This is a genomic window from Bradyrhizobium sp. LB13.1 (assembly GCF_054056815.1).
The window spans coordinates 2,031,979-2,052,796 of sequence record NZ_JBSRYQ010000001.1 but is presented as its reverse complement, the minus strand read 5'-3'; the positions used below and the strand labels follow the sequence as shown (position 1 = coordinate 2,052,796).

Here is a 20,818-nt window from a genome sequence, read left to right as displayed (position 1 = left end):
GCCCGACAAGATCCTCTGACCCGCTCCGCGACAGGGGTGGAGCGCGCCCTGGTCGCGGCGCGAGTTCAAGAGTATCCGCTCTCGGCTGAGCGTTACCGCCGCGCATTTGTATCGATTTGTTATCGATACTCCGTGACGAACACACAGAAGTGGTCGCGGTGATCGTCGCAAGCTCGGATAATTCATAGTTCGTCAAAGGTTTGCAGCGAATTCTCCGGGTCGGGCCGGACAACCGGCCCATGCTGCTAGGCTCTGCAATGCGGACTCAAACGACCAGCTATTTCGCGCGGCTGTTCGCCGGCGATCTGTCGGCCTTTGGCGGTCCCGTAACCGACGAAGCCGTCGCCGGCCATATCCGCGCCGAACAGATGTCGCTGGTGCTCGGCTATTCGGTCGGCATCATGTTGGCGAACGCCTGCAATGCTGCCGTACTCGCTATTGCGCTGTGGCATTCGCCCGACCGGATGTTCGCGCTGATCTGGGCGGTCGCCGTGGCCGGCGCCGCGATCGCGTTCGGCCTGCAATCGCACGCCTCACGCCGCATCACCAAACCGCAATTCGTCTCGCGCCGGGCCATGCATCGGCTGGTGCGCAACGCTTTCGTGCTTGGCGCTGCCTGGGGCATCGTCCCGGTCGCCTTCTTCGCCCACGCAGCGACCGGCGGCCAGCTCGTCATTACCTGCCTTTGCTCGGGCATGCTGGCCGGCGGCGCGCTGGCCTTCGCCACGATCCCGATTGCGGCGATCGCTTTTACGACACCGATCTTCATCGGCATCGCGATCTGCCTCGGTCGGGACGGCGATCCCGCCTATATGCTGATGGCCGTCCTGGTCGTGGTGTACGGGAGCGTGCTGCTGCGTGCGGTATTCGTCAATTCGCTGGCGTTCGCACGGCGCGTGATGTGGCAGATCGAGGCAGAGCGCACGGTGCGGCAGGACCCTCTGACCCATCTGCCCAATCGGGTCGCCTTCAACGAAACGCTCGATGCTGCCTTGAAGCGGCTCGCTCTGTCCGGCGAGGAATTCGCGGTGCTTCTGCTCGATCTCGATCGCTTCAAGGAGGTCAACGACAAGTTCGGCCATCCCGCCGGCGACGAATTTTTGGTCCAGATCGCAAGCCGCCTGCAACGCTGCACCCGCGCGGCCGAGCATGTCGCACGCATCGGCGGCGACGAGTTCGCGCTGGTGATGGCCAATCTGGCACGGCCGGAGGATGCGCTCGAGATCGCCGAGCGCTTCATCGCGGCGTTCGACGAACCGTTCCAGATCGAGGGCCGCCAGGTCGTCGGCGCGACCAGCGTCGGCATCGTGCTCGCACCGCGGGACGGCAACACACCGCTTGACGTCATGAAGAATGCCGATGCCGCGCTCTACCGTGCCAAGAAAGCGGGCCCCGGCACAGTGTGTTTCTTCGAGGCCAGCGACGACAAGGTGTCTCGCGACCGCAAGGCGCTGCAATCGGATCTGGAAGGCGCCATCGCCAGAGACGAGCTGCTCCTGGTGTTCCAGCCGTTCCTCGACCTCGGCGACAACCGCATCACCGGCTTCGAGGCGCTGCTGCGCTGGCAACATCCCCAGCGTGGACTGGTGCCGCCGAGCGAATTCATACCGATCGCGGAGGAGACCGGGCTGATCCACGAGATCGGCGAATGGGTCATCCGCCGCGCCTGCGCGACGGTTGCCGAATGGCCCGAGGAGATCAGGGTCGCCGTCAATTTTTCGGCCGCGCAGTTTCACAACACAGCCATCCTCCAGATCATCGTGCAGGCGCTTGCGGACGCGAAGATCGCGCCGCACCGGCTCGAGATCGAGATCACCGAATCGATGCTGCTGTCGAAATACGGTTCCGCCGCGTCGGTCCTGAACGCGCTGCTGGAGCTCGGCGTCACGGTTGCGCTCGACGATTTCGGCACCGGCTTCTCCTCGCTGACTTACCTGCGCAAGCTGCCGTTCAGCCGCATCAAGATCGACCAATCGTTCATCCGCGACATGCTGGTGCAGCCGGACTGCGCCGCAATCGTAAAGTCGGTCATCGGCCTCGCACGCGACCTGCGCATCGACGTGGTCGCCGAAGGGGTCGAGACCGCGGACCAGCTCGAATATCTGCGCCAGATCAGTTGCGACGAAGTGCAGGGTTATCTGATCAGCCGGCCGGTGTCGGCGGATCATGTTCTAGCGCTGCTGGATCCGAAGAAGCTTCGGGCGAGTTACGCGGCGTAGCGCGCGTTAGGAGTAGGATTGGTGCTGCTACGGAGAAGGTGCGCTCCCTCTCCCGCTTGCGGGAGAGGGTTGGGGAGAGGGTATTTCCGAAACGGGACAACCCCCAAGCGGAGAGAGCCCTCACCCGGCGCTGCGCGCCGACCTCTCCCGCAAGCGGGAGAGGTCGAGTGAGCCCGCGGCCCCGTCCATTCCGCCCAAATAGATCCCGCTACAGTCCCCCTCAAATCGCATCCGCGCGCAACAGCGTGTCTATGGTGATCGTCCCTCGCGCGCGGGAGACGCAGGCGCAGATCTTCTGGTTGCTTTGCTTCTGATGGTCGCTGAAGAAGACGTCGCGATGGTCGATCTCGCCGTCGACCTCGACTACGTCGATGGCGCACAGGCCGCATTCGCCGCGCTTGCAATCGTACATCACGTCGTGGCCGCTGGCGTTGAGCACGTCCAGCATCGAGCGTTCGCGCGGGATCTCCAGCTCGACGTTGGAGCCCTTCAAGCGCACGCGAAATGCCTCGGTCGGCAGCGTGCCGCTGGAGCCGAAAGTCTCGTAGCGGAGATCCGGAAGCGGATGGCCCGCGCCGATCCAGGCGTGTCGCGCGGCATCCAGCATCCGCATCGGGCCGCAGAACAGCACCAGCGTGCCCGGCGCCAATGACGCAAACAGCGCGTCGAGATCGAGCCGGCGGCCTTCGTTGCTCGCATGAACCACCAGACGATCACCAAGCAGACTTGCAAGATCGTCGACATAGGCAGCGTCGTTGCGCGAACTCACGGCATAGTGCAACACCACATCGGCGCCGCGCCGCGCCAGCGCCTGCGCGGCGCCGAGGATCGGCGTGATGCCGATGCCGCCGGCGATCAGACAGTAGTTTTGGCGCGCCCAGTCGACCGCGAGCAGCGAGGCGGGCGTCGTGATGTCGAGCCGCGCGCCCGGCTGCAATGACCACATATAGCGCGAGCCGCCGCGCGAATCCTCCGCGCGGCGCACCGCGATTTTCAAGCCGCGCGACGAGGCTTCGCCGACCAGCGAATAGGACCGCGTCTCGGGCTGCCCATCGATGGTGACGCTGACATTGATGTGGCTGCCGACCGGATAGGCAGCGCCGTCGAACTGATCCGGCAGGATCAGGAATTCGCGGATGCCCGGCGCAAGATCGCGCGTCGACACGAGCGTGGCCGGAATCCAGGTTTCGATGAAGCGCATGGTGACTGCCCTCAATCGGTTGCGGACTTGATCAGCGCGAGCGCCGGCAGGAGGTCGAGATGGGTCCGGTTGCGCAGCGCAAGCCGCAAATTGCGCACCGCGAGCCGCGCATGCTCGCGCATGATCGCTTCAGCGCGCGCGCCTTCGCGATTCTCGATGGCGTCGATCACGACGCGGTGGTGCTCCTGCCCGATGATCAGGATCTGCTGCGCTTCCGGCAGCGCCGATTGCGCCATCACAAAACCGCTCGGGGATGCAAACGGCAGCGCCGAGGCGCGGTCGATCTGCCGGATCAGCGGCGGACTGCGCGACAATTCCGTGAGCAGTGCGTGGAAGCGCGCATTCAGCGTGACATAGGACGAGAAGGCATCGACCGAGATCGGGACCTGGCGCAGCAACTCGTCGATCGCGGCCAGACATTCCTTCAGTGGCACGAGCTCGCGCGCGGAAACGCCGCGCTCGGCGGCGAAGCGTGCGGCGAGCCCTTCCAGCGTGCCGCGCAGCTCGATGGAATCGGAGATGTCGCGCTCCGAAAACGCCTTCACCATGAAGCCGCCGGAGGGGATCGCCTCCAGCAGCCCCTCCTCCTCCAGCCGCACCAGCGCCATGCGCACCGGGGTGCGCGAGGCGCCGGTCGTCTCGACCGCCTGGAGTTCGGAGATGCGCTCGCCGGGCCGCAACGCGCCCGAGAGGATCTGGTCGCGCAGCGCGAGCTGCGCCTTCACGGTCTGCGAGACAGAGCGGTCAACCTCACGCTCGGCCATACGCTTACTCCGCGGCCTGGAGGTGCTGCGGCGGGTTTTCCTTCGCCACCATCCTGTCGATCAGCTTACGCGTCCACATCGCGCCGGCGTCGATGTTGAGGTTGTAGAAGATGCGATCGGGGTTCTCGTCCATCGCGCGCTGCTGCGCCTCGAGGATCAGCTCGTCCTCGTGGAAGATGCCGGAGACGCCTTCGCGGATCTCGGTGGTGATGCGCTGCTCGCCGAGCTGATAGTTGCGCACAAAGGCCCAGAAGTAATGGCAGGTCTTCTCTGTCTCGGGCGTGATGGTGTTGAGCACGAAGCCGTTGACGCCTTGCGAGCGGTCGCCTTCCGGCGCGCCGGTGCCGGTCGGTGCCACGCCGACGTCGATCGCGATCGTGCACGGCGCTTCGAAGCGGATGATCTGCCAGCGGTCGACGAGACCGGACTTGCCGGGCTGCTTGCCGAGTTGCTTGGCCCAGAACGGCGGCGCCTCGATGCCGCGCATCCAGCGCGTCACCGTCACCGTCTTCTCGCCATGGGTGACGTCGAACGGCGCCTCTGCGACCGCCTCGTTGCCTATTGACGAGCCGTGCACGAAAGTCTCGTGGGTGAGGTCCATGAGATTGTCGAGCACGAGGCGGTAGTCGCAATTGACGTGGATGGTCTTGCCGTCTCCGGCCCCAGGCCGGGTCGTGATTCCAGTGCAGGTCGGGCACCAGCCCGGGATCGGCCAGGGCGGGATCGCCCATCCAGAGCCAGATGTAGCGGTGACGTTCGACCACGGGATAGGCGCGGACGCAGGCCGACGGGTTGATAGTTTCCTGCGAGGGCATGAAGGTGCAGCGACCCTGCGCATTGTATTTCAGGCCGTGATAGCCGCAGACGACGGTGTCGCCTTCGAGCCGGCCCTTGGACAGCGGCACCAGGCGATGCCAGCATGCATCCTCCAGCGCGGCCACCGAGCCATCGGCCTTGCGGTACATCACGACATGCTTGCCGCAGATCGTCCGCGGCAGTAGCGCCGGCTTCACGTCGGCATCCCACGCGGCGACGTACCAGGCGTTCATCGGGAAGGGTTTTGTCACCGGGCTCACTCCCAAGGCTGTTGAATACGCTATGTATACAATAGTGCAGGAATGAAATCGTTCAAGGGGCGAAACAGCGTATCTAAATACCTTTTGTCTCTCTAATGGTATACAGAGGCAGGAAACTATAAGAACAGGCGCTGCGCACGAGAGCTTTCGTCGCACGGCAAGGACGTGGATGGCCGGGACAAGGCCCGGCCATGACGTGCGACAATCGCCGCGGCTGAAGCACCATCTCCGAAGGAGGCAAGTCCGGCGCTTGTCCTACGCCTTTTGCGCCCCGAACACCTTCGTCAACCCCGCCTGCGCTTCTTCCTGGATCCGCTTCAGGTGCTCGGTGCTGCGGAAACTTTCCGCGTAGATCTTGTAGACGTCCTCGGTGCCCGATGGCCTCGCGGCGAACCAGCCGAAATCGGTTTCGACCTTGATGCCGCCGAAGGGCTGGCCGTTGCCGGGCGCCTTGCTCAGCGTCGCCCGGACTGGATCGCCGGCGAGATCCTTCAGGCCGAGCTGCTCGGGCGTGACGGACTTCAGGATGTTTTTCTGCGGCGTGGTGGCGGCGACGTCGATGCGCGCGTAATGGGGCACGCCCAGCTCGGCGGTGAGGTCGTTGAAGAGCTGGCTCGGATCGCGGCCGGTCTTCGCCATGATCTCGGCGGCGAGCAGGCCGAGGATGATGCCGTCCTTGTCGGTGGTCCACACCGTGCCGTCACGGCGCAGGAACGAGGCGCCTGCACTCTCCTCGCCGCCGAAGCCAAAACCGCCGCTGAGGAGGCCATCGACGAACCATTTGAAGCCGACCGGCGTTTCGACCAGCTTGCGGCCGAGCTTCTTGGCGACGCGATCAATGATCGAGCTCGACACCACGGTCTTGCCGATCGCGGCATCCTTGCCCCAGTTCGGGCGGTGCGCGAACAGATAGGAGATCGCAGTCGCGAGATAATGGTTCGGATTCATCAGTCCGCCGGTGCGCGTCACGATGCCGTGCCGATCGGCATCGGTGTCGTTGGCAAAGGCGACGTCGAAGCGGTCGCGCATCGCGATCAGGCTGGCCATTGCGTAAGGTGAGGAGCAATCCATGCGGATCTTGCCGTCCCAGTCCACCGTCATGAAGCGGAAGGTCGGATCGATCGCCTCGTTCACCACGCTCGCCTTCAGGCCGTAGCGCTCGATGATCGGATGCCAGTAATGCACGGCGGCGCCGCCGAGCGGATCGATGCCGATATTGATGCCGGCGGATTTGACGAGGTCGAGATCGACCACGTTGCCGAGATCGGCGACGTAGGGCGTAATGAAGTCGTAGGCGTGGACGTTCGCAGCCTTGCGTGCCCTGGCGTAGTCGATGCGGTTCACGCCCCTGAGGCCATCGGCGAGATAGGCATTGGCGCGCTTCTCGACCACCGAGGTCGCGTCGGTGTCGGCCGGGCCGCCGTGGGGCGGATTGTACTTGTAGCCGCCGTCCTCCGGCGGATTATGTGACGGCGTGACGACGACGCCGTCGGCAAGGCCGGAGGTGCGGCCCTTGTTGTAGGTCAGAATCGCGTGCGAGATCACCGGCGTCGGCGTGTAGCCGCCGTCCTTGTCGATCATGATGTCGACGCCGTTGGCCGCGAACACCTCGACGGCGCTGACCAGCGCCGGCTCGGCCAGCGCATGGGTGTCGATGCCGATGAACAGCGGACCGGTCAGCCCCTTTTCTCGTCGGTAATCACAAATCGCCTGCGTCGTCGCGAGGATATGGCCCTCGTTGAAGCTGTTCTTGAACGAGGTGCCGCGATGGCCGGATGTGCCGAACGCCACCCGCTGCGCGGGATCGGCGACATCAGGCTTGCCAGCGAAATAGGCGGTCACCAGCTGCGGAATGTTGGTGAGCGCGTCCGGCGAGGCCTGCTTGCCCGCCGCGGGATGAACATCAGCCACCGAATATACCTCGTCCTGTCGTAGAAATTGCGGAATACCATAGCATCGGCCGGGCGCCCGCCAAGGGCACAACACGCGCGGCGGGGCGGCCGTTCCTGAGATCATGCTATGGTCTTTCGATCGGGGCTTTTCGAGTCGGGGCATGACGCTGTTTCAGAGGCTCTTGGTTGTTCTGAATTGCCTGGCTTGCGACGGCCGGCATCGTGGCCGATGCGATGGCCGCGGAGTTCTACACCGAGGATTTGCGCATCCCCATGGCGGAGGCCGGGTCGCAGGGGCTGGAGGCGTTCCTGGTCCGGCCGGCCGGCACGAAGCGCTATCCGCTTGCGCTGCTCAGCCACGGCTCGCCGCGCAGTTTTGACGATCGCGCGACGATGTCCGCGCACAAATATTACGGCATCGCTCTTGAATATGCCCGGCGCGGCTTTGCCGCGCTGATCGTGATGCGGCGCGGCTACGGCACCTCGCCGGGCGGCCGCGTCGACATCGTCGGCGGTTGCGCGAATGCCGCTTACCTGCCGGCGGCAGCGGTCGCGGTGGCGGATTTGCGGGCGGCGATCGATGCGATGGCGCGCAGGGCCGACGTGACGACGTCGGGCATGATCGCGGTCGGCCATTCCGCCGGCGGGCTCGCCACCGTCGCGCTGACCGCGCAGGCGCCGGCCGGCCTCGTCGCCGCGATCAGCTTTGCCGGCGGCCGCGGCTCGCGCGATGACGACGACGTCTGCAATCCCGATGGGCTGGTGCAGGCCTTCGCCACCTTCGGCAAGACCTCACGCGTGCCGATGCTGTGGGTCTATGCCACCAATGATTCCTTCTTCGGTCCCGATCTCGCGCACCGTCTCCATGACGGATTTCGCGCCGCCGGCGGCAACGCGAAATTCAGTGCGGCGCCGCCTTACGGCGACGATGGCCATTATCTCTATTCGGTGGTGGGCCGCCCGCGGTGGACGCCGTATCTCGACGCCTTCCTGCGCGAGCGCTCCCTCGGCCATGATATCCTGAGCCCGCCCGATCCACTGCCGCCGCCCGGCCAGCTCAATGAGGCCGCGCGCGCCGAATTCTCGCGCTATCTCGCCAGCACCATGCCGCACAAGGCTTTTGCGGTGTCGCCGAACGGCGGTTACGGCTGGCGTTCGGGGCGTGACACGACCGATAACGCCCAGCGCGATTCGCTTGGCGCCTGCATGAAATGGTCGCCCATCTGCGCGCTCTATGCGATCGACGACAAATTGGCCGGCGGTGCTCAAAGCACATCAACCGACCAGAGCTCGCGGTCGCGATAGCCTCATTACACCGTTGGCCGCTCGCGCCTTCCGAGCCGAGCCGCACCCCGGGCCGCCAGAAAATCGGTTGTTAACTCGAAGGATATAGTACGTGCTCCATGCCGCGGGATCGAACACGCATCAATGCCCGCGCGACGTGGAAACACGTTGCGATCGCTGCGCTTTGGTTGGCATCCACCTCCGTGCACGCTCAGGACAGCGCTCTGAACGACGTGGAACCGACGTTGGCGACTGGCGGTCACAATGCAGATCTCGGCGCTGGAGAGACGCCGAAGTCGCGGGCGGCGATCCGAAAAATTATCGAAAGGGAAACGGCCAGGACCAATCTGCCCGCCGACATAGCGGAAGCCGTCGTGTTCGTTGAAAGCGGATACAATCCGGGCACCATCGGCACAGTCGGCGAGATCGGCCTCATGCAGATTCGGCCCGAAACGGCAGCAATGCTCGGATTCCGGGGAAATAACGCAGAGCTCGCAGAGCCCGACATCAACATCCACTACGGCGTTCTCTATCTGAACCGCGCATGGCGCCTGGCAGGCGGGGACCTTTGCCGTGCCCTGATGAAATATCGAGCAGGTCATGACGAGGAGTCCATGACTCCGCGCTCGCAGGTCTATTGTAATCGTGCCCGCAATCGTCTTGTCTCCATGAACTCGACGACGGTGGGACACCAAGCTGCGACCGTCCCAGATGTAGCACCGGCGCCAAATACGGCGCGCACCGTCTCGAAGTCAGCGCACAATCAAAAGGGACCGGCACAGCCGAAGGACGTTTACGCGCGTTACCGTCAAGGCACGGCCGTAGCGAGCAGAGCATATTGGGCAGCACAGGAAGCCCGGGTCCGCCTCATCAAGGCCCGCGTCGAGGCCAAGTGGAAACGGGTCGCGTCACGTCAATAGAATTGCCTGTCTTGAGACGAGCAGCGGTTGGACGAACAACATTTTTGAAACTGAACTTGAATAGAGATCATGCACAATAGTTTGAGAGTTCTGTTTGCAATCGTCGCTACCGGCGCCGTGGCGCTGTCGGCGTTTCTTGCCATTCGGTTCCTCGTCGGTTTCAGTGGCTGAACCCAATGGCGCAGCCGGCACCATTTTGTGCTGCGCTTGCGTCTAGAGCCGCTCGCTGAGAGCAAGCTTGTAACCGATGCCGGTGACGGTGGTGATGACAGGCGTGCCGCTGCCGACGAGCTTGCGGCGCAGCCTCGCCACCAGGGCATCGACGGTGCGGATGTCGACCTCGGCCTGGCGGTTGCTGACGACCTCGATCAGATAGTCGCGGCTGAGCGGCCTGCCGTCGGCACCGACGAGCGCCGCGAGCAAGTCGAATTCGGCGCGCGTCAGCGCCACCGGCTTGCCGTCGCTGCCGAGCAGCTCGCGCCGTGTCAGGTCGATGATCCAGTCGCCGAAGGCGATCGAATTGTGGTTACGCGCCGCCTTACGGTCGATCGAGCGCCGCCGCAGCACACTGCGTGCGCGCGCGAGCAGGTCTCGCAAATTGATCGGCTTGGTGACGTAATGGTCGCCCGCGATCTCGAGGCCGAGGATACGATCGACGTCGGTGTCGCGGCGCGTCACGAAGATGATGCCCGCGTTGCTGGTCGCCTGGATCTCCTTGGCGAGATCGAAGCCGTCGCCATCAGGCAACTGCACGTCGAGGAAGACAAGATCGGTCCGCGCCCGCAGCGCCTGGCGGCACTCCGCGCAGGAGCCGGCGCCGACGACGTCAAAATTGTTCTCGCTGAAATAGCCGACCAGCATCGTCCGCGTCACCGGATCGTCTTCGACGACGATCAGCCGCTCGCGGCCAGCGGGACGCAATTCCCGAAGTGCGGAATCAGCCACGATCTTGGATGTCCTGTGTGCTTGCGAATCGACCTGGAAATTCAGGTCGCCGGGCGATGCGCCGTCCTGTGAACGTACATTCACGAGTTGTTCGAGCCCCCATTGCCTGCCGGAATACTAGGCGTGTTGTGACGCCCAAACAATATTGGTCACGATCTTGACGCATTAAGTATGAATTGGCCCACAATTCCCATCCCGCGCATCATGTGCGGACCTTGGCGCTGAGCGTCTCTCTCCCCGGCGGCCGGCTGCAGCTTGCCCCGCCAACAGCTTCAAATCTACTGTACGCTCCGAAAGTCTGCACCTGGAGTAGATGCCATGGAAGTCATCCTGCTCGGCACCGGCGGCCCGCGTCCCGACCCGCGCCGCATGGCGACGACCACGCTGATCAGGCTCGGTGAGGAAAACATCCTGATCGATGCAGGCCGCGGCGTCATGGTGCAGCTCAGCAAGTCCGGTGTGCCGCTTGGCTCCATCAACACGGTCTTCCTCACCCATCACCATTTCGACCACATCGGCGACCTCTACGATGTGATGCTCAATTCATTGGATGCATGGGCGCAAGGACGATTTGCGCATCTATGGGCCGCCGGATACCGAACGGCTCGTCGATACGCTGGTCACGCAGGTCTACGACAAGGACATCACCTGGAGGGATCAGGGCGAGCCGAGCTTCGGCGGCTGGAAACCGGTCGTCGCGAGGGACATTATACCGGGCCCCGTTCTCGATACCGGTCGCTGGAAGATCAGCGCCGAGCTCGTTTCGCATGGCGACGGTCTCGACATGCCGCCCGCCTTCCTCGCACGCTGGATGTGTCTCGGCTACCGCTTCGAGGCCGAGGGGAAGATCATTGCGATTTCCGGCGACACGGTGCCTTGCCCCGGTCTCGAGCGGTTGGCAGAGGGAGCCGACCTGCTGGTCCAGTGCTGCTTTCTCGCAACGCCGGAGATCAACAACGAGCACTTGCGCCGGCTTGCGAAATTCACCATCGCCTGCGGGGATACGGTCGGCAAGGTCGCGGCCAAGGCCGGCGTCAAGAAGCTCGCGCTGACCCATCACCGGCCGCGCACCGACGATTCCATGTTGAACGCACTGCTCGCGGACGTAAGGCGGGACTACGCAGGTCCCATCGTGCTCGGCGAGGACCTCACGCGGATCGAGATCTAGGCTGTCGTCAACCCGCAGCGGGATACGCGCGGAGGCCACCCGACTTCAGGACGATCCGACGTCGATCCGGAATGACAATTGCTCTTCTGCGCCGGCTGCGATGTGCATCAGGCCCGGCTTGTCAGTGAATTCGCCATCGAAGCCGGCGGGAGTGGCATAGCCGCGCCAGGGCTCGACGCAGAGGAACGGCGCGCCCGACGGCTTCGACCAGACGCCAAGCTCGCGAAAGCCGCGCCACGACATGTTCAGCCAAGGCCCGCTCGACCCGCCCTGCCCCGCGGCATAGCCGACCGAATTGCTCGCGATCCGGTCGAAGATGATTGCATCGTCGATGAACAGGGATTCGGACAAGGGCAACACGGTGCCGTTGACGGGACTTGGCTCCGTCGCCGGGCGCAGCAAGCCGCCGTCGAGACGTCGGACGGGAGATGGCTCTGCGTTCGCGAAGGTCAGCGCGTAGCTCTCCTTCGCCACTCCCGGCTGAAGCGGCCAGTTGAACGCGGGATGGCCGCCGAGCGAGGCGGGCAATGTCTCCTTGCCGGTGTTGGCGATCGCGAGTGAAAGATCGAGACCGGATTCATCGAGCGTATAGGTTGCCGTCAGGCGGAACGCGAAGGGATAAAGCGCGCGCGTCGTCTCGCTGTCTTCGAGCACCAGGACACAGCGACTTTCACCACGTTCCACCCACGCAAAGCGGCTGTCGCGGGCGAAGCCGTGCTGGGTCATCCGGTACGTCCTGCCCCGATGCCGCAATTCGTCATTGGCGAGACGCCCGACGATCGGAAACAGCAGCGGCGCATGGCGCGGCCAGGCCGGCGCCGCCTGCCAGACGAATTCGACGCCAGCATCGCTCGTCAGCGAACACATCTCGGCGCCTTGCGCCTTGATGGTCGCGGTGAGCCCGCCGCTGCGGATCACGTGGGTGTTTTCGCTCGCTTGCGACATATCAAACAGAGTCCGATCAATTATCCACAGTCAACAATTTAGATCTGCGCGGCGGCTTTCGCCGGCTGGTCACAACTGAGATGAAGACCGCCCTGCTCCAGTTGTGGAAGTTCACTTGGATCAGCGTGGGCCAAAAAAGCCGGAATGGGAAGGGCCGGAATCTTGAAGGAGGCGCCGTACCTGTTCAGCAACCGGAGGCGATCCAGATTTTTAATTCACCAGCTAGGGTCTGTTGGGATTCAGGATTCTCATCGGGGCTTGGTTGTGATTCAAGCTTGGGATGGACCGATTCGTTTTGACTGACGCCCAATGGGCGAAGATGGAGCCGCATTGTCTTGGCAAGCCGGGAGATCCGGGCCGCAGCGGCAAGGACAACCGACTGTTTGTCGAGGCCGTTCTGTGGATCGCCCGAACCGGCAGTCCCTGGCGGGATCTGCCGGTGATGTTCGGCCACTGGAATAGCACATTCACGCGCTTTCGCGACTGGGTGAAGGCGGATGTCTGGAAGCGGCTGTTCGAGGCCATCTCCGACGATCCCGACATGGAATACGCCATGGTCGACGCCACCATCGTCAAGGTCCACCGCCACGGTCAGGGCGCAAAAGGGGGACGCAAAGCCAGGCGATCGGCCGCTCGAAAGGCGGCATGACCACCAAAATTCTGGCGCTCACCGATGCGCTCGGCAATCTCGTGCGCTTCGTGCTCCTGCCGGGACAGCGTTTCGATACGGTGGGCGTGCCGCCGCTCATCGAGGGATTGGCCTTCAACGCGCTGATCGCTGATAAGGCCTTCGATAGCAACGCCATCATCGCCGAACTCGAAGCGCGTGGCGCCAAAGTCGTCATCTCCCAGCATCCGCGCCGTGCACAGCCTCTCGCCATCGACAAGGAGATGTACAAATGGCGGCATCTCATCGAGAACTTCTTCGGCAAGCTCAAGGAATTCAAGCGCATCGCAATGCGCGCCGACAAGACCGACCAGAGCTTCACTTCAATGATCTATCTGGCCGCGGCCGCGATAAACTCCAGATGAATCCCAACAGACCCTAGGCGCTGTGTTTTGGAACCCTCCCATCCCCATCCCTGCAATTCTTGAATATGCAGCGCGATTTTCGCCAGAATGCAGGGACACCGCGATCTTGTTCTGCCGAAACAAGCATATACCTGAACTGGTTACGTGACATTCTCCCTAATTGGGACAGCAGGGAGGCTTCGTGACCGGCAGCAGGGACGGTGCGTAAACCCGAACAGAAACATCGGGCAATCCCTCTGGCAGCCGGCGGATGCGCTTTAACCTGCCAGAGAACGCGCCTCGAGCAATAGGTGATACAAATGCCGGCCAGGCGATCGGATGATGAGACGATCAACGAACTGCTGAAGTTGGCTGGTGTTTCGACCGGTGATCCCAAGGCCCGTGCTTGGATCGAAAGTGCGTTAGCAGCTTCTCGCGCTCTTGCCGCCCAAGAACCGCGACCGTCCCCCGCCCAACGCAATGCTCCGCTTAATGCGATTGAGCGGGCCGCTGACCGGTTAATCACCGCCCTCATCGCATTGAGGCGTCACCACCCACAGGCCCATGGAGATTTCTGGAGATCTGCAACGCTCGGGCCCGTTCGCGACGCCAACTTCGAGGCGCCCGTCGTGATGGCCACCGTGAAAAACATGCGCCGCGCGGCGTGCAGGGCGCGCATGACCCAAACGGGTCGCCCCCGGGATTACCGCAAACAGCACGTTGTGGACCTGGCGCTCGCATTTTGGGCAAGGTTCTCGCCCGAGCGACCGAGCAGCGACGCGAAAAACCAGTTCGTGGACTTTGCCAGCGTGTTCTACGAGCGGGCGACAGGATTGTCGATCGAGGGCAAGGGACACGGCATTGAGAGGCAAATCAAAGTGGCGTTGCGACGGCTGCCGATTGAAGGGCAGCGCGCGACATTGCTGCACGAAAAGCCGTCGAAAGAAGCTTGAGCTTCAATTTCTAGTTGGTTCGCATTCTGTGCAACCGACGGTGTGTCCCGCCGCGCGCTTCGAGCCGAAGATTGCACCTACTCAGCACTGGGGCGACCGTCGATAGAGGCCAGGGCTGCCGACGGGACAAAACTCGCCGCAAATCGTCTCGAGTTTCGTCCTTCACTTGCGGTCCACCACGGGCATTTTGCACTTCGCAATCACGGGAGTGCCCCATGAAAACCGAATCGGACCGGCTAAAGGTCGAGTACTTGTCCCCTCAGGACCTGCGGCCGAACGTCACCAACGCGAAAGGTCATCCTAAGCGGCAGATTGAAAAGATAGCAAAATCAATCCAGCGGTTCGGATTCGCCGCCCCCGTTCTAATCTCCAATGAAATGGAAATCATCGCGGGTCACGGCCGTGTCGAGGCCGCAAAGCATCTCGGTCTGAAGCTGATTCCTGCCGTACGCCTGTCCGGTCTCACTGCCGCGGAACGACTGGCCTACACTCTCGCGGACAACCGGCTGGCGGAGTTTGGCCGGTACGACCGTAAGCAACTCGCGATCCAGCTCGAGCAGTTGCAGCATCTCGGCTTCGATCAAATTGAAGTGACGGGATTCTCACTAGGAGACATCGACATCCGTCTCGACCAACCCGTGGAGGAGAACGGCCACCCCGTCGGTCCCGACGACGAACTGCCCACACCGGGAAAGTGTGTGGTGTCGCACCGGGGTGACCTCTGGAAGCTGGGTCGTCATTACCTCCTGTGCGGCGATCCCACCAGCGCCGCCGATGTGCGACGTCTCATGGGCGGCCAACAGGCTGATGTGGTTTTTCTTGATCCGCGCCGGAATCTTGTGGCCAGCGCGAGGTCGGAAATGGAGGTCACTGAGGTCCTCTCGTCCTCCCTGCGGCTTGCAAAAGGGGCCTCCAAGCCGGGGACGATCATATTCGTGTTTTTGAGAGGGCTGAATTACGAGCTGTTCACTGCGGCAAGAGCCGAACAGCTGCCGCTCGAAACCGTAGTGGTTTGGGCGAAGCGCGATGCTGGAGTGGGTGGTCTCTATCGATCGCAGCATGAGCTGATCGCCGTTCTCAAGAATGGCGGCGCTGCCGATCTCAGCTCCTCCTCGGTAGCCCAGCACGGTCGTCATCGCAGCAATCTCTGGAAGTATGCCGAGGGCGCCTCCTTAGCGGGCCACGACGGAACGTCGTCGATGCACCTCACCTGTCGGCCCGTTGCGCTTCTCGCCGACGCCATCCGGGACGTGAGCGGCCAGGGCGCCATTGTCCTTGATACGTTCGCGGGTAGCGGCAGCACGCTGATTGCCGCCGAGAAGACCGGGCGACGCGCCAATCTGCTTGAGGTCGAGCCCGCCTGCTGCGACCTCATCATCCGTCGCTTTCACCGCTGCACCGGCCAAGCCGCAGAACTGGATGGCGAAGGTCTGACTTTCGGTGACGTCGAAAAAAACCGGCTTGCCGACCGCAGAAGGCTTGAGTCCCTAAATCAACGATAACCCAAACAGGTTGCATGGCACGCAAGTCAAGCACGCAAGGTTCTCGGCCCGGCAAACCGGCCTTCAATCGTGTCTCCCCCTCCTTGCCTCCTGCGGACGAGCCGTACAAGGTTGGGCCAGGCCGTCCGCCAAAACAGCATCAGTTCAAACCCGGGCAGAGCGGCAACCCCAAGGGCGCCAAGCGGAAGGCGCCATCGCTCATCCCCGATCTCAAGGAGCTATTCGAGCGCGCATTCAACCAGAAAGTGAAGCTGGCGCAGGGCGAGCGGGAGCGCGTCATCACGATGTGGGGCGCCGGCATGCAGCAACTAGCGGTTCAGTTTGCGAAGGGCGACCGGCATGCGCGTCACGATGCCTTCTGGATCGCCGAACGCTTGGGCTCTGAGTTTTTGGAACCAAAAAAAATCCTCGGGGATGTTCTCACCGGAGATCGTCAGGCCATCCTAGACGCTTATGTCGCACGGCAAACGCAGCCTTCGGTCTCCTCAACACCGTCGCCGGTGCTCGCATCACCTGAGTTGTTGGATGACGAGCCACCAGACGAAACCGACAAACAGTCACGCACATGACCGCGCCGACACGTATTGAGCCAGCTCCAGACCTCGTCCTGCAAGCACTACTTGCCCATGATCTAACGGCGTTTACGCAATTCGCTTTTGGCGTGGTGCGGCCGGGAATCCTGTTCAGACCGAACTGGCATCTCGAGGCCGTCACCTACAAACTGTCCCAAGTCGCTGCAGGTCGCATCCGACGTCTCATCATCACTTTGCCCCCGCGCTCGCTGAAATCGCTGTGTGCCTCGGTGGCATTGCCGGCATGGTTTCTCGGACATTCCCCCTGGGAACGCGTGGTCGTGATCTGCTACTCCGATCTTCTTGCGCGCACCCACGCGAGCGACTTCCGCCGCCTGGTCAATGATCCGCTCTATCTCGCTAGCTTTGCCAAAATGCGCATTGATCGTGAGACCGACCGCGAGATCGTAACCACGAAGCGTGGCAAACGCATCGCGACCTCGATCGAGGGAACCCTCACAGGGCTCGGGGGAAACCTCATCGTCATCGATGATCCCCTTAAACTTGGCGACGCCATGTCGGACACGGTGCGGGCACGCGTCATCGAGTGGTACCGCTCCACCCTGCTTTCGCGCGGCGACGACAAGACCAACACGCGTATCGTTGTGGTCATGCAACGGGTCCATCAAGACGACCTTGTCGGCTACCTGCAGGAGCAAGGCGGCTTCGACGTCCTAAATCTTCCAGCGATCGCGCAACGCTCGCAAAGCTTTGACCTCGGTCGTGGCCGCACCTATATGCGGCAGCGGGGCGAACTGCTTCACCCTGCGCATGAGCCGGTCGAGGTGCTGCGCGAACTGAAGCGCGAGATGGGACCGATCGCTTTTTCAGCCCAATACCAGCAGAGTCCAACCCCGCCTGGTGGCACGATCATCAAGAGACGATGGCTCGTGACCTACGATCAGATCTCGTCGCAGCCTGGCGATCGCATCGTGATGAGCTGGGATATCGCTCTCAGTGAAACCGAATCCGGCGATTATTCCGCCTGCGTCGTTCTGCTGGTTCGAAAGGAGATCGTATTTGTTCTCGAGGTGGTGCGTGGCCGGTTTCCGTTCGAAACCTTGAAGCGAAAGATCATGGAGATCAAACGGAGATATAGTCGTTCAACGCTTTTGATCGAGAACTCTCCGATCAGTCTGGGCCTCATTCAGAGTTTGCGCGAGCAATCCATCAATGTGACGCCCTACAAGCCGGGCACTGACAAGCGTGCGCGATTGATTGCGCAGACCGATCTGTTCGCCGGCGGATCAGTCCGGCTTCCCCGACGCGCCGGATGGCTGGAGGAATTTGTGGCCGAGCTGCTCGCATTCCCAGGTCGCCACGATGACCAGGTTGACGCGCTCACCCAAGGCCTCGCGTGGGGCCGTGAGCACTGGAGCAGCCGAACCTTCATCGGCACTTACCGGGGAGCCTGTTAGGTTGAGCGCGCGATGGAGCGCCTTCGTGGGCGGCACGGCTCCGCCTTCGTGAGAACTGCTCGGCGGCGGCGGCGGTGCTGCCGGGGGTGGTCAGACCTTCTGCTTTTTTACTTCCCCGAACTCCTCAGACGAACACCCGGACCGCCGCCGTTCTCATCGATGAATTCGACGCCGCCCGCCTCAAGTGCCCGCCGAAGAGCTTCCTTATTCGCGGCAGTCACCGGGATCTCTCCGTCCATAACTTCCACCCTGCGGACGGTCGCGACGCCCACTTTAGAGGCCATGGCCAGATCTAGTGCGCTCCACCTTAGCAAGGCGCGGGCTGCCCGCAGCTGCGCGCTACTGAGCTTCATGATTGTTCTTGACTATTTCATATGATATTGTATAATTCATACAACTCATGAGGAGAGCTCTTCATGTTTGTTAGCACCAAACAAATAGCTGATTCATCGGACCGCCGCGCCTTTGTCGGTGGGTCCGACGCCCGGATCATCATGGGAGAGGATGAAGACAAGCTCGTCCGTCTTTGGCGTGAGAAGCGGGGCGAGATCGAGACCGAGGACCTGAGCCAAGAACTGGTTGTCCAACTTGGCAGCATCACCGAGGACCTCAACCGAGCCTGGTTCGACGCATTAGCGGCGATACGGTCGAAGACGTTCAGCGAAAGGTCCGACACCCGATCCACAGATGGATGGGCGCGACACTGGATGGCCGCGTCGCGCAAACTGGAGCCGTGTTCGAAGCCAAGTTCATGCTGCCCTGGAATTTTTCCGAGGAAGCAGCCGCCGACAAGCACATGGCCCAGCTTCAGCACAACATGTGGGTGATTGCCTCCCGCTCGGCCGTGCTCTCAATCATCACCGGCGGTGGCAAGTGGGTCGAGATCAAAGTCCAAGCCGATCCGCTCTATCAGCACCTGCTGCTCACGGCCGAGAAGAAATTCTGGCGCTGCGTTCAGAGCGGCGAGCCGCCTGTACTGTTCAACATCGAAACGCCACGACCTCGGCTTGAGGCGGTCAAGGTCATAGACATGTCCTCCTCCAACCACTGGGCGGAGCTGGCCGCCACCTATCTTCGAACCCGTGAGGCGCACGGACAGCATGAGCTCGCCAAGTCCGAACTGAAGAAGCTCATGCCGGAGGACGCCAAGGAAGCCGCAGGCCACGGCATCAAAGCCAAACGCTCGAAGTCGGGCGCGATCAGCTTCGAGGCGCAGCCTACGGAGGGCGACCATGCACCAAGCCAGTGAGCGGATCGGCGCCATCGCTGCAGCCCTCGCACGAGCCCAAGCCGAACTGACAAACCCAGAGAAGACACTGACCGCGGTGATCCGCTCGCCGTTTCCGCGCGAGGACGATCGTACCTTTCGTTACGCCTCGCTGGCCGCCGGGCTAGAGATCGTTCGCAAGACGTTAAGTCAGCAGGAGATTGCCACCATCCAGACCACCCGGGTTGAGGCGGCCACGGCCCAGATCCAACTCACCACCCTGCTTGCCCATTCCTCCGGCGAGTGGATCGCCTCGGAGTGGCCGGTCTGCGCCGCCAAGGATGTGGAGGCGCCGCACCGGATGGGGGCCGCTCTCACCTATGCACGGCGCTATGCGCTGTTCGCTTTGGTCGGGATTGCCGGGGAGGACGATCTGGATGCTCCCGACGCGCTGGCCGGCCCGCTGAATGCGAAGCTGCAAGCACCTCTCAGCCCTACAGCCAAGGCGGCCAAGGCGGTACTCACCCGTGCGCCGCTTCTGGAGCCAGCGCGGTCGGCCGAGCTCCGGGAGCGGCTGTTGAGCCAACTGGAGGCCCTCCAGGCTAACGAGGCCCTCCTCGCCTGGGCCAAGTCCAACCTACCGCTCAAGAACACTCTTCTCGAGTCGGATGCCCGACTGGTCGAGGTTGCCTATCACAAGAAGCTTGAGGATGTCACCCGTGCCTCGGACAGCGATGTCGAACCAGCGCCCGAAAATTCATCGGAGCTTCTCTCGGGTGCTGTTGGTGAGACCGAGCCGGCGCTGCATGCATCGCTACACGAGGCTGGGCTGGCCCATCCCAAGGAGCCGTCCCGCAAGCGCAGCAAGGCCCACCTGTTGTTTGTCCGAGAACAGCCCTGCCTCGTTTGCCAGCAAACCCCGAGCGACGCTCACCATCTAAAATTCGCTCAGCCAAGCACACTTGGGCGCAAGGTCAGCGACGAGTTCACGGTGCCGCTGTGCCGCGCCCATCACCAAGATCTGCATAGGTACGGCAATGAACGAGCCTGGTGGGCGAACCTGCAGATCACGCCGTTGCAGGTGGCGCTGGATTTGTGGGTAGCTGGCTCCGTCCGTGGCCCGCGCACCGCCGCGGTCCTGAGTGGGGCCGTTCCCGCACAAGGAGTTTCCGAGCGCTCGCCAACATGAACGACCTTTCCGCGGCGCCTCAGCTCAGCTCACCCACCAGCATTGCCGACACGCTTTGAGGTGCGCCCGCCGCTTCTGCCCGGCGAGAAATGTTAAGACTATGCCCCGCGTGCAGCTTACGATCTTCACCGATCTCTGCGACTCGACGAGCTATCGGCGATCGACGTTACCAAACTGCCGGGGACACGATCTGCACGAGAGTGCTGGAGGCTCGCACGGTAAGTGAAAGGCGGCGGACCACCTCGTTAAGCCGGATTCGCTGTTCTGGGACTCGTGTGGATGCCTGGCAGGATCCTTCCCATCTCCGAGTGACTGCACGCCAAGATTTAGGTAGGTGTGCCGCGCTTGCGTTTGGATTCGAATAACAAAACCGTGCTGGGTCATCCGGTACGTCTAGCCGCGGTGCCACAGCTCGTCGTCGACGAGACGTCCGACGATGGGAAACAACAGCGGCGCATCGCGCGGCCAGGCCGCTCCGCCTGCCAGATGAATTCGATTCCGTCCTCGTCCATCAGCGAGGACAGCTCGGCGCCTTGATGGCTTCGGCGAAGC

The 20,818-nt window shown here is 62.7% G+C and carries 13 protein-coding genes and 5 pseudogenes; 12 read left to right on the top strand and 6 right to left on the bottom strand.

Features of this window, described 5'->3' with window-relative positions:
• The first annotated feature begins 257 nt into the window (after nucleotides 1–257).
• Nucleotides 258–2,219, top strand: coding sequence for a putative bifunctional diguanylate cyclase/phosphodiesterase (locus ACVWYI_RS09605; protein WP_456661814.1), 1,962 nt, complete (start codon nucleotides 258–260; stop codon nucleotides 2,217–2,219).
• Between the two features lie 220 nt (nucleotides 2,220–2,439).
• Here ACVWYI_RS09605 and ACVWYI_RS09600 read toward each other — a convergent pair whose 3' ends face one another.
• The 4 genes and pseudogenes from ACVWYI_RS09600 to pgm all read right to left on the bottom strand — a co-directional run bounded on the left by ACVWYI_RS09600 (nucleotide 2,440) and on the right by pgm (nucleotide 7,171).
• Nucleotides 2,440–3,420: a PDR/VanB family oxidoreductase gene (locus ACVWYI_RS09600; protein WP_456661813.1), complete on the bottom strand. Its 981-nt coding sequence runs from the start codon at nucleotides 3,418–3,420 to the stop codon at nucleotides 2,440–2,442.
• Nucleotides 3,421–3,431: 11 nt separating this feature from the next.
• Nucleotides 3,432–4,184: a GntR family transcriptional regulator gene (locus tag ACVWYI_RS09595; RefSeq protein WP_456661812.1), complete on the bottom strand. Its 753-nt coding sequence runs from the start codon at nucleotides 4,182–4,184 to the stop codon at nucleotides 3,432–3,434.
• A gap of 4 nt (nucleotides 4,185–4,188) precedes the next feature.
• Nucleotides 4,189–5,251, bottom strand: a pseudogene (locus ACVWYI_RS09590) (aromatic ring-hydroxylating dioxygenase subunit alpha).
• Between the two features lie 264 nt (nucleotides 5,252–5,515).
• A complete protein-coding gene (pgm, locus tag ACVWYI_RS09585; protein WP_456661811.1) occupies nucleotides 5,516–7,171 on the bottom strand; it encodes a phosphoglucomutase (alpha-D-glucose-1,6-bisphosphate-dependent) in 1,656 nt (551 codons plus the stop codon).
• Between the two features lie 142 nt (nucleotides 7,172–7,313).
• Between pgm and ACVWYI_RS09580 the strand changes: the two are divergent.
• Nucleotides 7,314–8,457, top strand: a pseudogene (locus ACVWYI_RS09580) (alpha/beta hydrolase family protein).
• 98 nt (nucleotides 8,458–8,555) lie between these two features.
• Nucleotides 8,556–9,356, top strand: coding sequence for a transglycosylase SLT domain-containing protein (locus tag ACVWYI_RS09575; RefSeq protein ID WP_456661810.1), 801 nt, complete (start codon nucleotides 8,556–8,558; stop codon nucleotides 9,354–9,356).
• Nucleotides 9,357–9,569: 213 nt separating this feature from the next.
• Here the strand turns inward: ACVWYI_RS09575 and ACVWYI_RS09570 are convergent, their stop codons facing one another.
• A complete protein-coding gene (locus ACVWYI_RS09570) occupies nucleotides 9,570–10,385 on the bottom strand; it encodes a response regulator (protein ID WP_247440652.1) in 816 nt (271 codons plus the stop codon).
• Nucleotides 10,386–10,619: 234 nt separating this feature from the next.
• Between ACVWYI_RS09570 and ACVWYI_RS09565 the strand changes: the two are divergent.
• Together ACVWYI_RS09565 and ACVWYI_RS09560 are read left to right on the top strand one after the other, a co-directional pair.
• Nucleotides 10,620–10,781: pseudogene (locus tag ACVWYI_RS09565) on the top strand (MBL fold metallo-hydrolase); the annotation flags it as partial.
• A gap of 70 nt (nucleotides 10,782–10,851) precedes the next feature.
• Nucleotides 10,852–11,469 (top strand): MBL fold metallo-hydrolase, encoded by a 618-nt coding sequence (locus ACVWYI_RS09560; RefSeq protein WP_456664625.1) that lies wholly within the window; start codon nucleotides 10,852–10,854, stop codon nucleotides 11,467–11,469.
• Between the two features lie 45 nt (nucleotides 11,470–11,514).
• Here ACVWYI_RS09560 and ACVWYI_RS09555 read toward each other — a convergent pair whose 3' ends face one another.
• Entirely contained in the window at nucleotides 11,515–12,414 is a 900-nt protein-coding gene (locus tag ACVWYI_RS09555) for an aldose 1-epimerase family protein (RefSeq protein ID WP_456661809.1), read from the bottom strand.
• Nucleotides 12,415–12,694: 280 nt separating this feature from the next.
• Here ACVWYI_RS09555 and ACVWYI_RS09550 point away from each other — a divergent pair.
• From ACVWYI_RS09550 to ACVWYI_RS09520, 7 genes and pseudogenes are all read left to right on the top strand, one after another.
• Nucleotides 12,695–13,446, top strand: a pseudogene (locus ACVWYI_RS09550) (IS5 family transposase).
• 299 nt (nucleotides 13,447–13,745) lie between these two features.
• On the top strand, nucleotides 13,746–14,378 hold the full coding sequence (locus tag ACVWYI_RS09545; RefSeq protein ID WP_456661808.1) for a hypothetical protein: 633 nt from the start codon (nucleotides 13,746–13,748) through the stop codon (nucleotides 14,376–14,378).
• 215 nt (nucleotides 14,379–14,593) lie between these two features.
• Nucleotides 14,594–15,880, top strand: coding sequence for a site-specific DNA-methyltransferase (locus tag ACVWYI_RS09540; protein WP_456661807.1), 1,287 nt, complete (start codon nucleotides 14,594–14,596; stop codon nucleotides 15,878–15,880).
• Between the two features lie 14 nt (nucleotides 15,881–15,894).
• Nucleotides 15,895–16,449: a DUF5681 domain-containing protein gene (locus tag ACVWYI_RS09535; protein WP_456661806.1), complete on the top strand. Its 555-nt coding sequence runs from the start codon at nucleotides 15,895–15,897 to the stop codon at nucleotides 16,447–16,449.
• Nucleotides 16,446–17,870 carry a phage terminase large subunit gene (terL, locus tag ACVWYI_RS09530; protein ID WP_456661805.1) on the top strand — a complete coding sequence of 475 codons (1,425 nt, stop codon included), beginning with the start codon at nucleotides 16,446–16,448 and terminating at the stop codon, nucleotides 17,868–17,870. Before ACVWYI_RS09535 ends, terL begins: the two co-directional genes overlap by 4 nt.
• 416 nt (nucleotides 17,871–18,286) lie before the next feature.
• Nucleotides 18,287–19,119 (top strand): annotated as a pseudogene (locus ACVWYI_RS09525) (YqaJ viral recombinase family protein).
• A complete protein-coding gene (locus ACVWYI_RS09520) occupies nucleotides 19,103–20,266 on the top strand; it encodes an ERF family protein (protein ID WP_456661804.1) in 1,164 nt (387 codons plus the stop codon). The pseudogene ACVWYI_RS09525 and the gene ACVWYI_RS09520 overlap by 17 nt, the downstream one beginning before the upstream one ends.
• Nucleotides 20,267–20,818: the final 552 nt, after the last annotated feature.

What these genes read in the sequence shown, in the direction of transcription:
- ACVWYI_RS09605 (WP_456661814.1), top strand. Translation starts at nt 258, where the DNA reads ATGCGGACTCAAACGACCAGCTATTTCGCGCGGCTGTTCGCCGGCGAT.
- ACVWYI_RS09600 (WP_456661813.1), bottom strand. Translation starts at nt 3,420, where the DNA reads ATGCGCTTCATCGAAACCTGGATTCCGGCCACGCTCGTGTCGACGCGC.
- ACVWYI_RS09595 (WP_456661812.1), bottom strand. Translation starts at nt 4,184, where the DNA reads ATGGCCGAGCGTGAGGTTGACCGCTCTGTCTCGCAGACCGTGAAGGCG.
- ACVWYI_RS09575 (WP_456661810.1), top strand. Translation starts at nt 8,556, where the DNA reads ATGCCGCGGGATCGAACACGCATCAATGCCCGCGCGACGTGGAAACAC.
- ACVWYI_RS09560 (WP_456664625.1), top strand. Translation starts at nt 10,852, where the DNA reads ATGCATGGGCGCAAGGACGATTTGCGCATCTATGGGCCGCCGGATACC.
- ACVWYI_RS09555 (WP_456661809.1), bottom strand. Translation starts at nt 12,414, where the DNA reads ATGTCGCAAGCGAGCGAAAACACCCACGTGATCCGCAGCGGCGGGCTC.
- ACVWYI_RS09545 (WP_456661808.1), top strand. Translation starts at nt 13,746, where the DNA reads ATGCCGGCCAGGCGATCGGATGATGAGACGATCAACGAACTGCTGAAG.
- ACVWYI_RS09540 (WP_456661807.1), top strand. Translation starts at nt 14,594, where the DNA reads ATGAAAACCGAATCGGACCGGCTAAAGGTCGAGTACTTGTCCCCTCAG.
- ACVWYI_RS09535 (WP_456661806.1), top strand. Translation starts at nt 15,895, where the DNA reads ATGGCACGCAAGTCAAGCACGCAAGGTTCTCGGCCCGGCAAACCGGCC.
- terL (WP_456661805.1), top strand. Translation starts at nt 16,446, where the DNA reads ATGACCGCGCCGACACGTATTGAGCCAGCTCCAGACCTCGTCCTGCAA.
- ACVWYI_RS09520 (WP_456661804.1), top strand. Translation starts at nt 19,103, where the DNA reads ATGCACCAAGCCAGTGAGCGGATCGGCGCCATCGCTGCAGCCCTCGCA.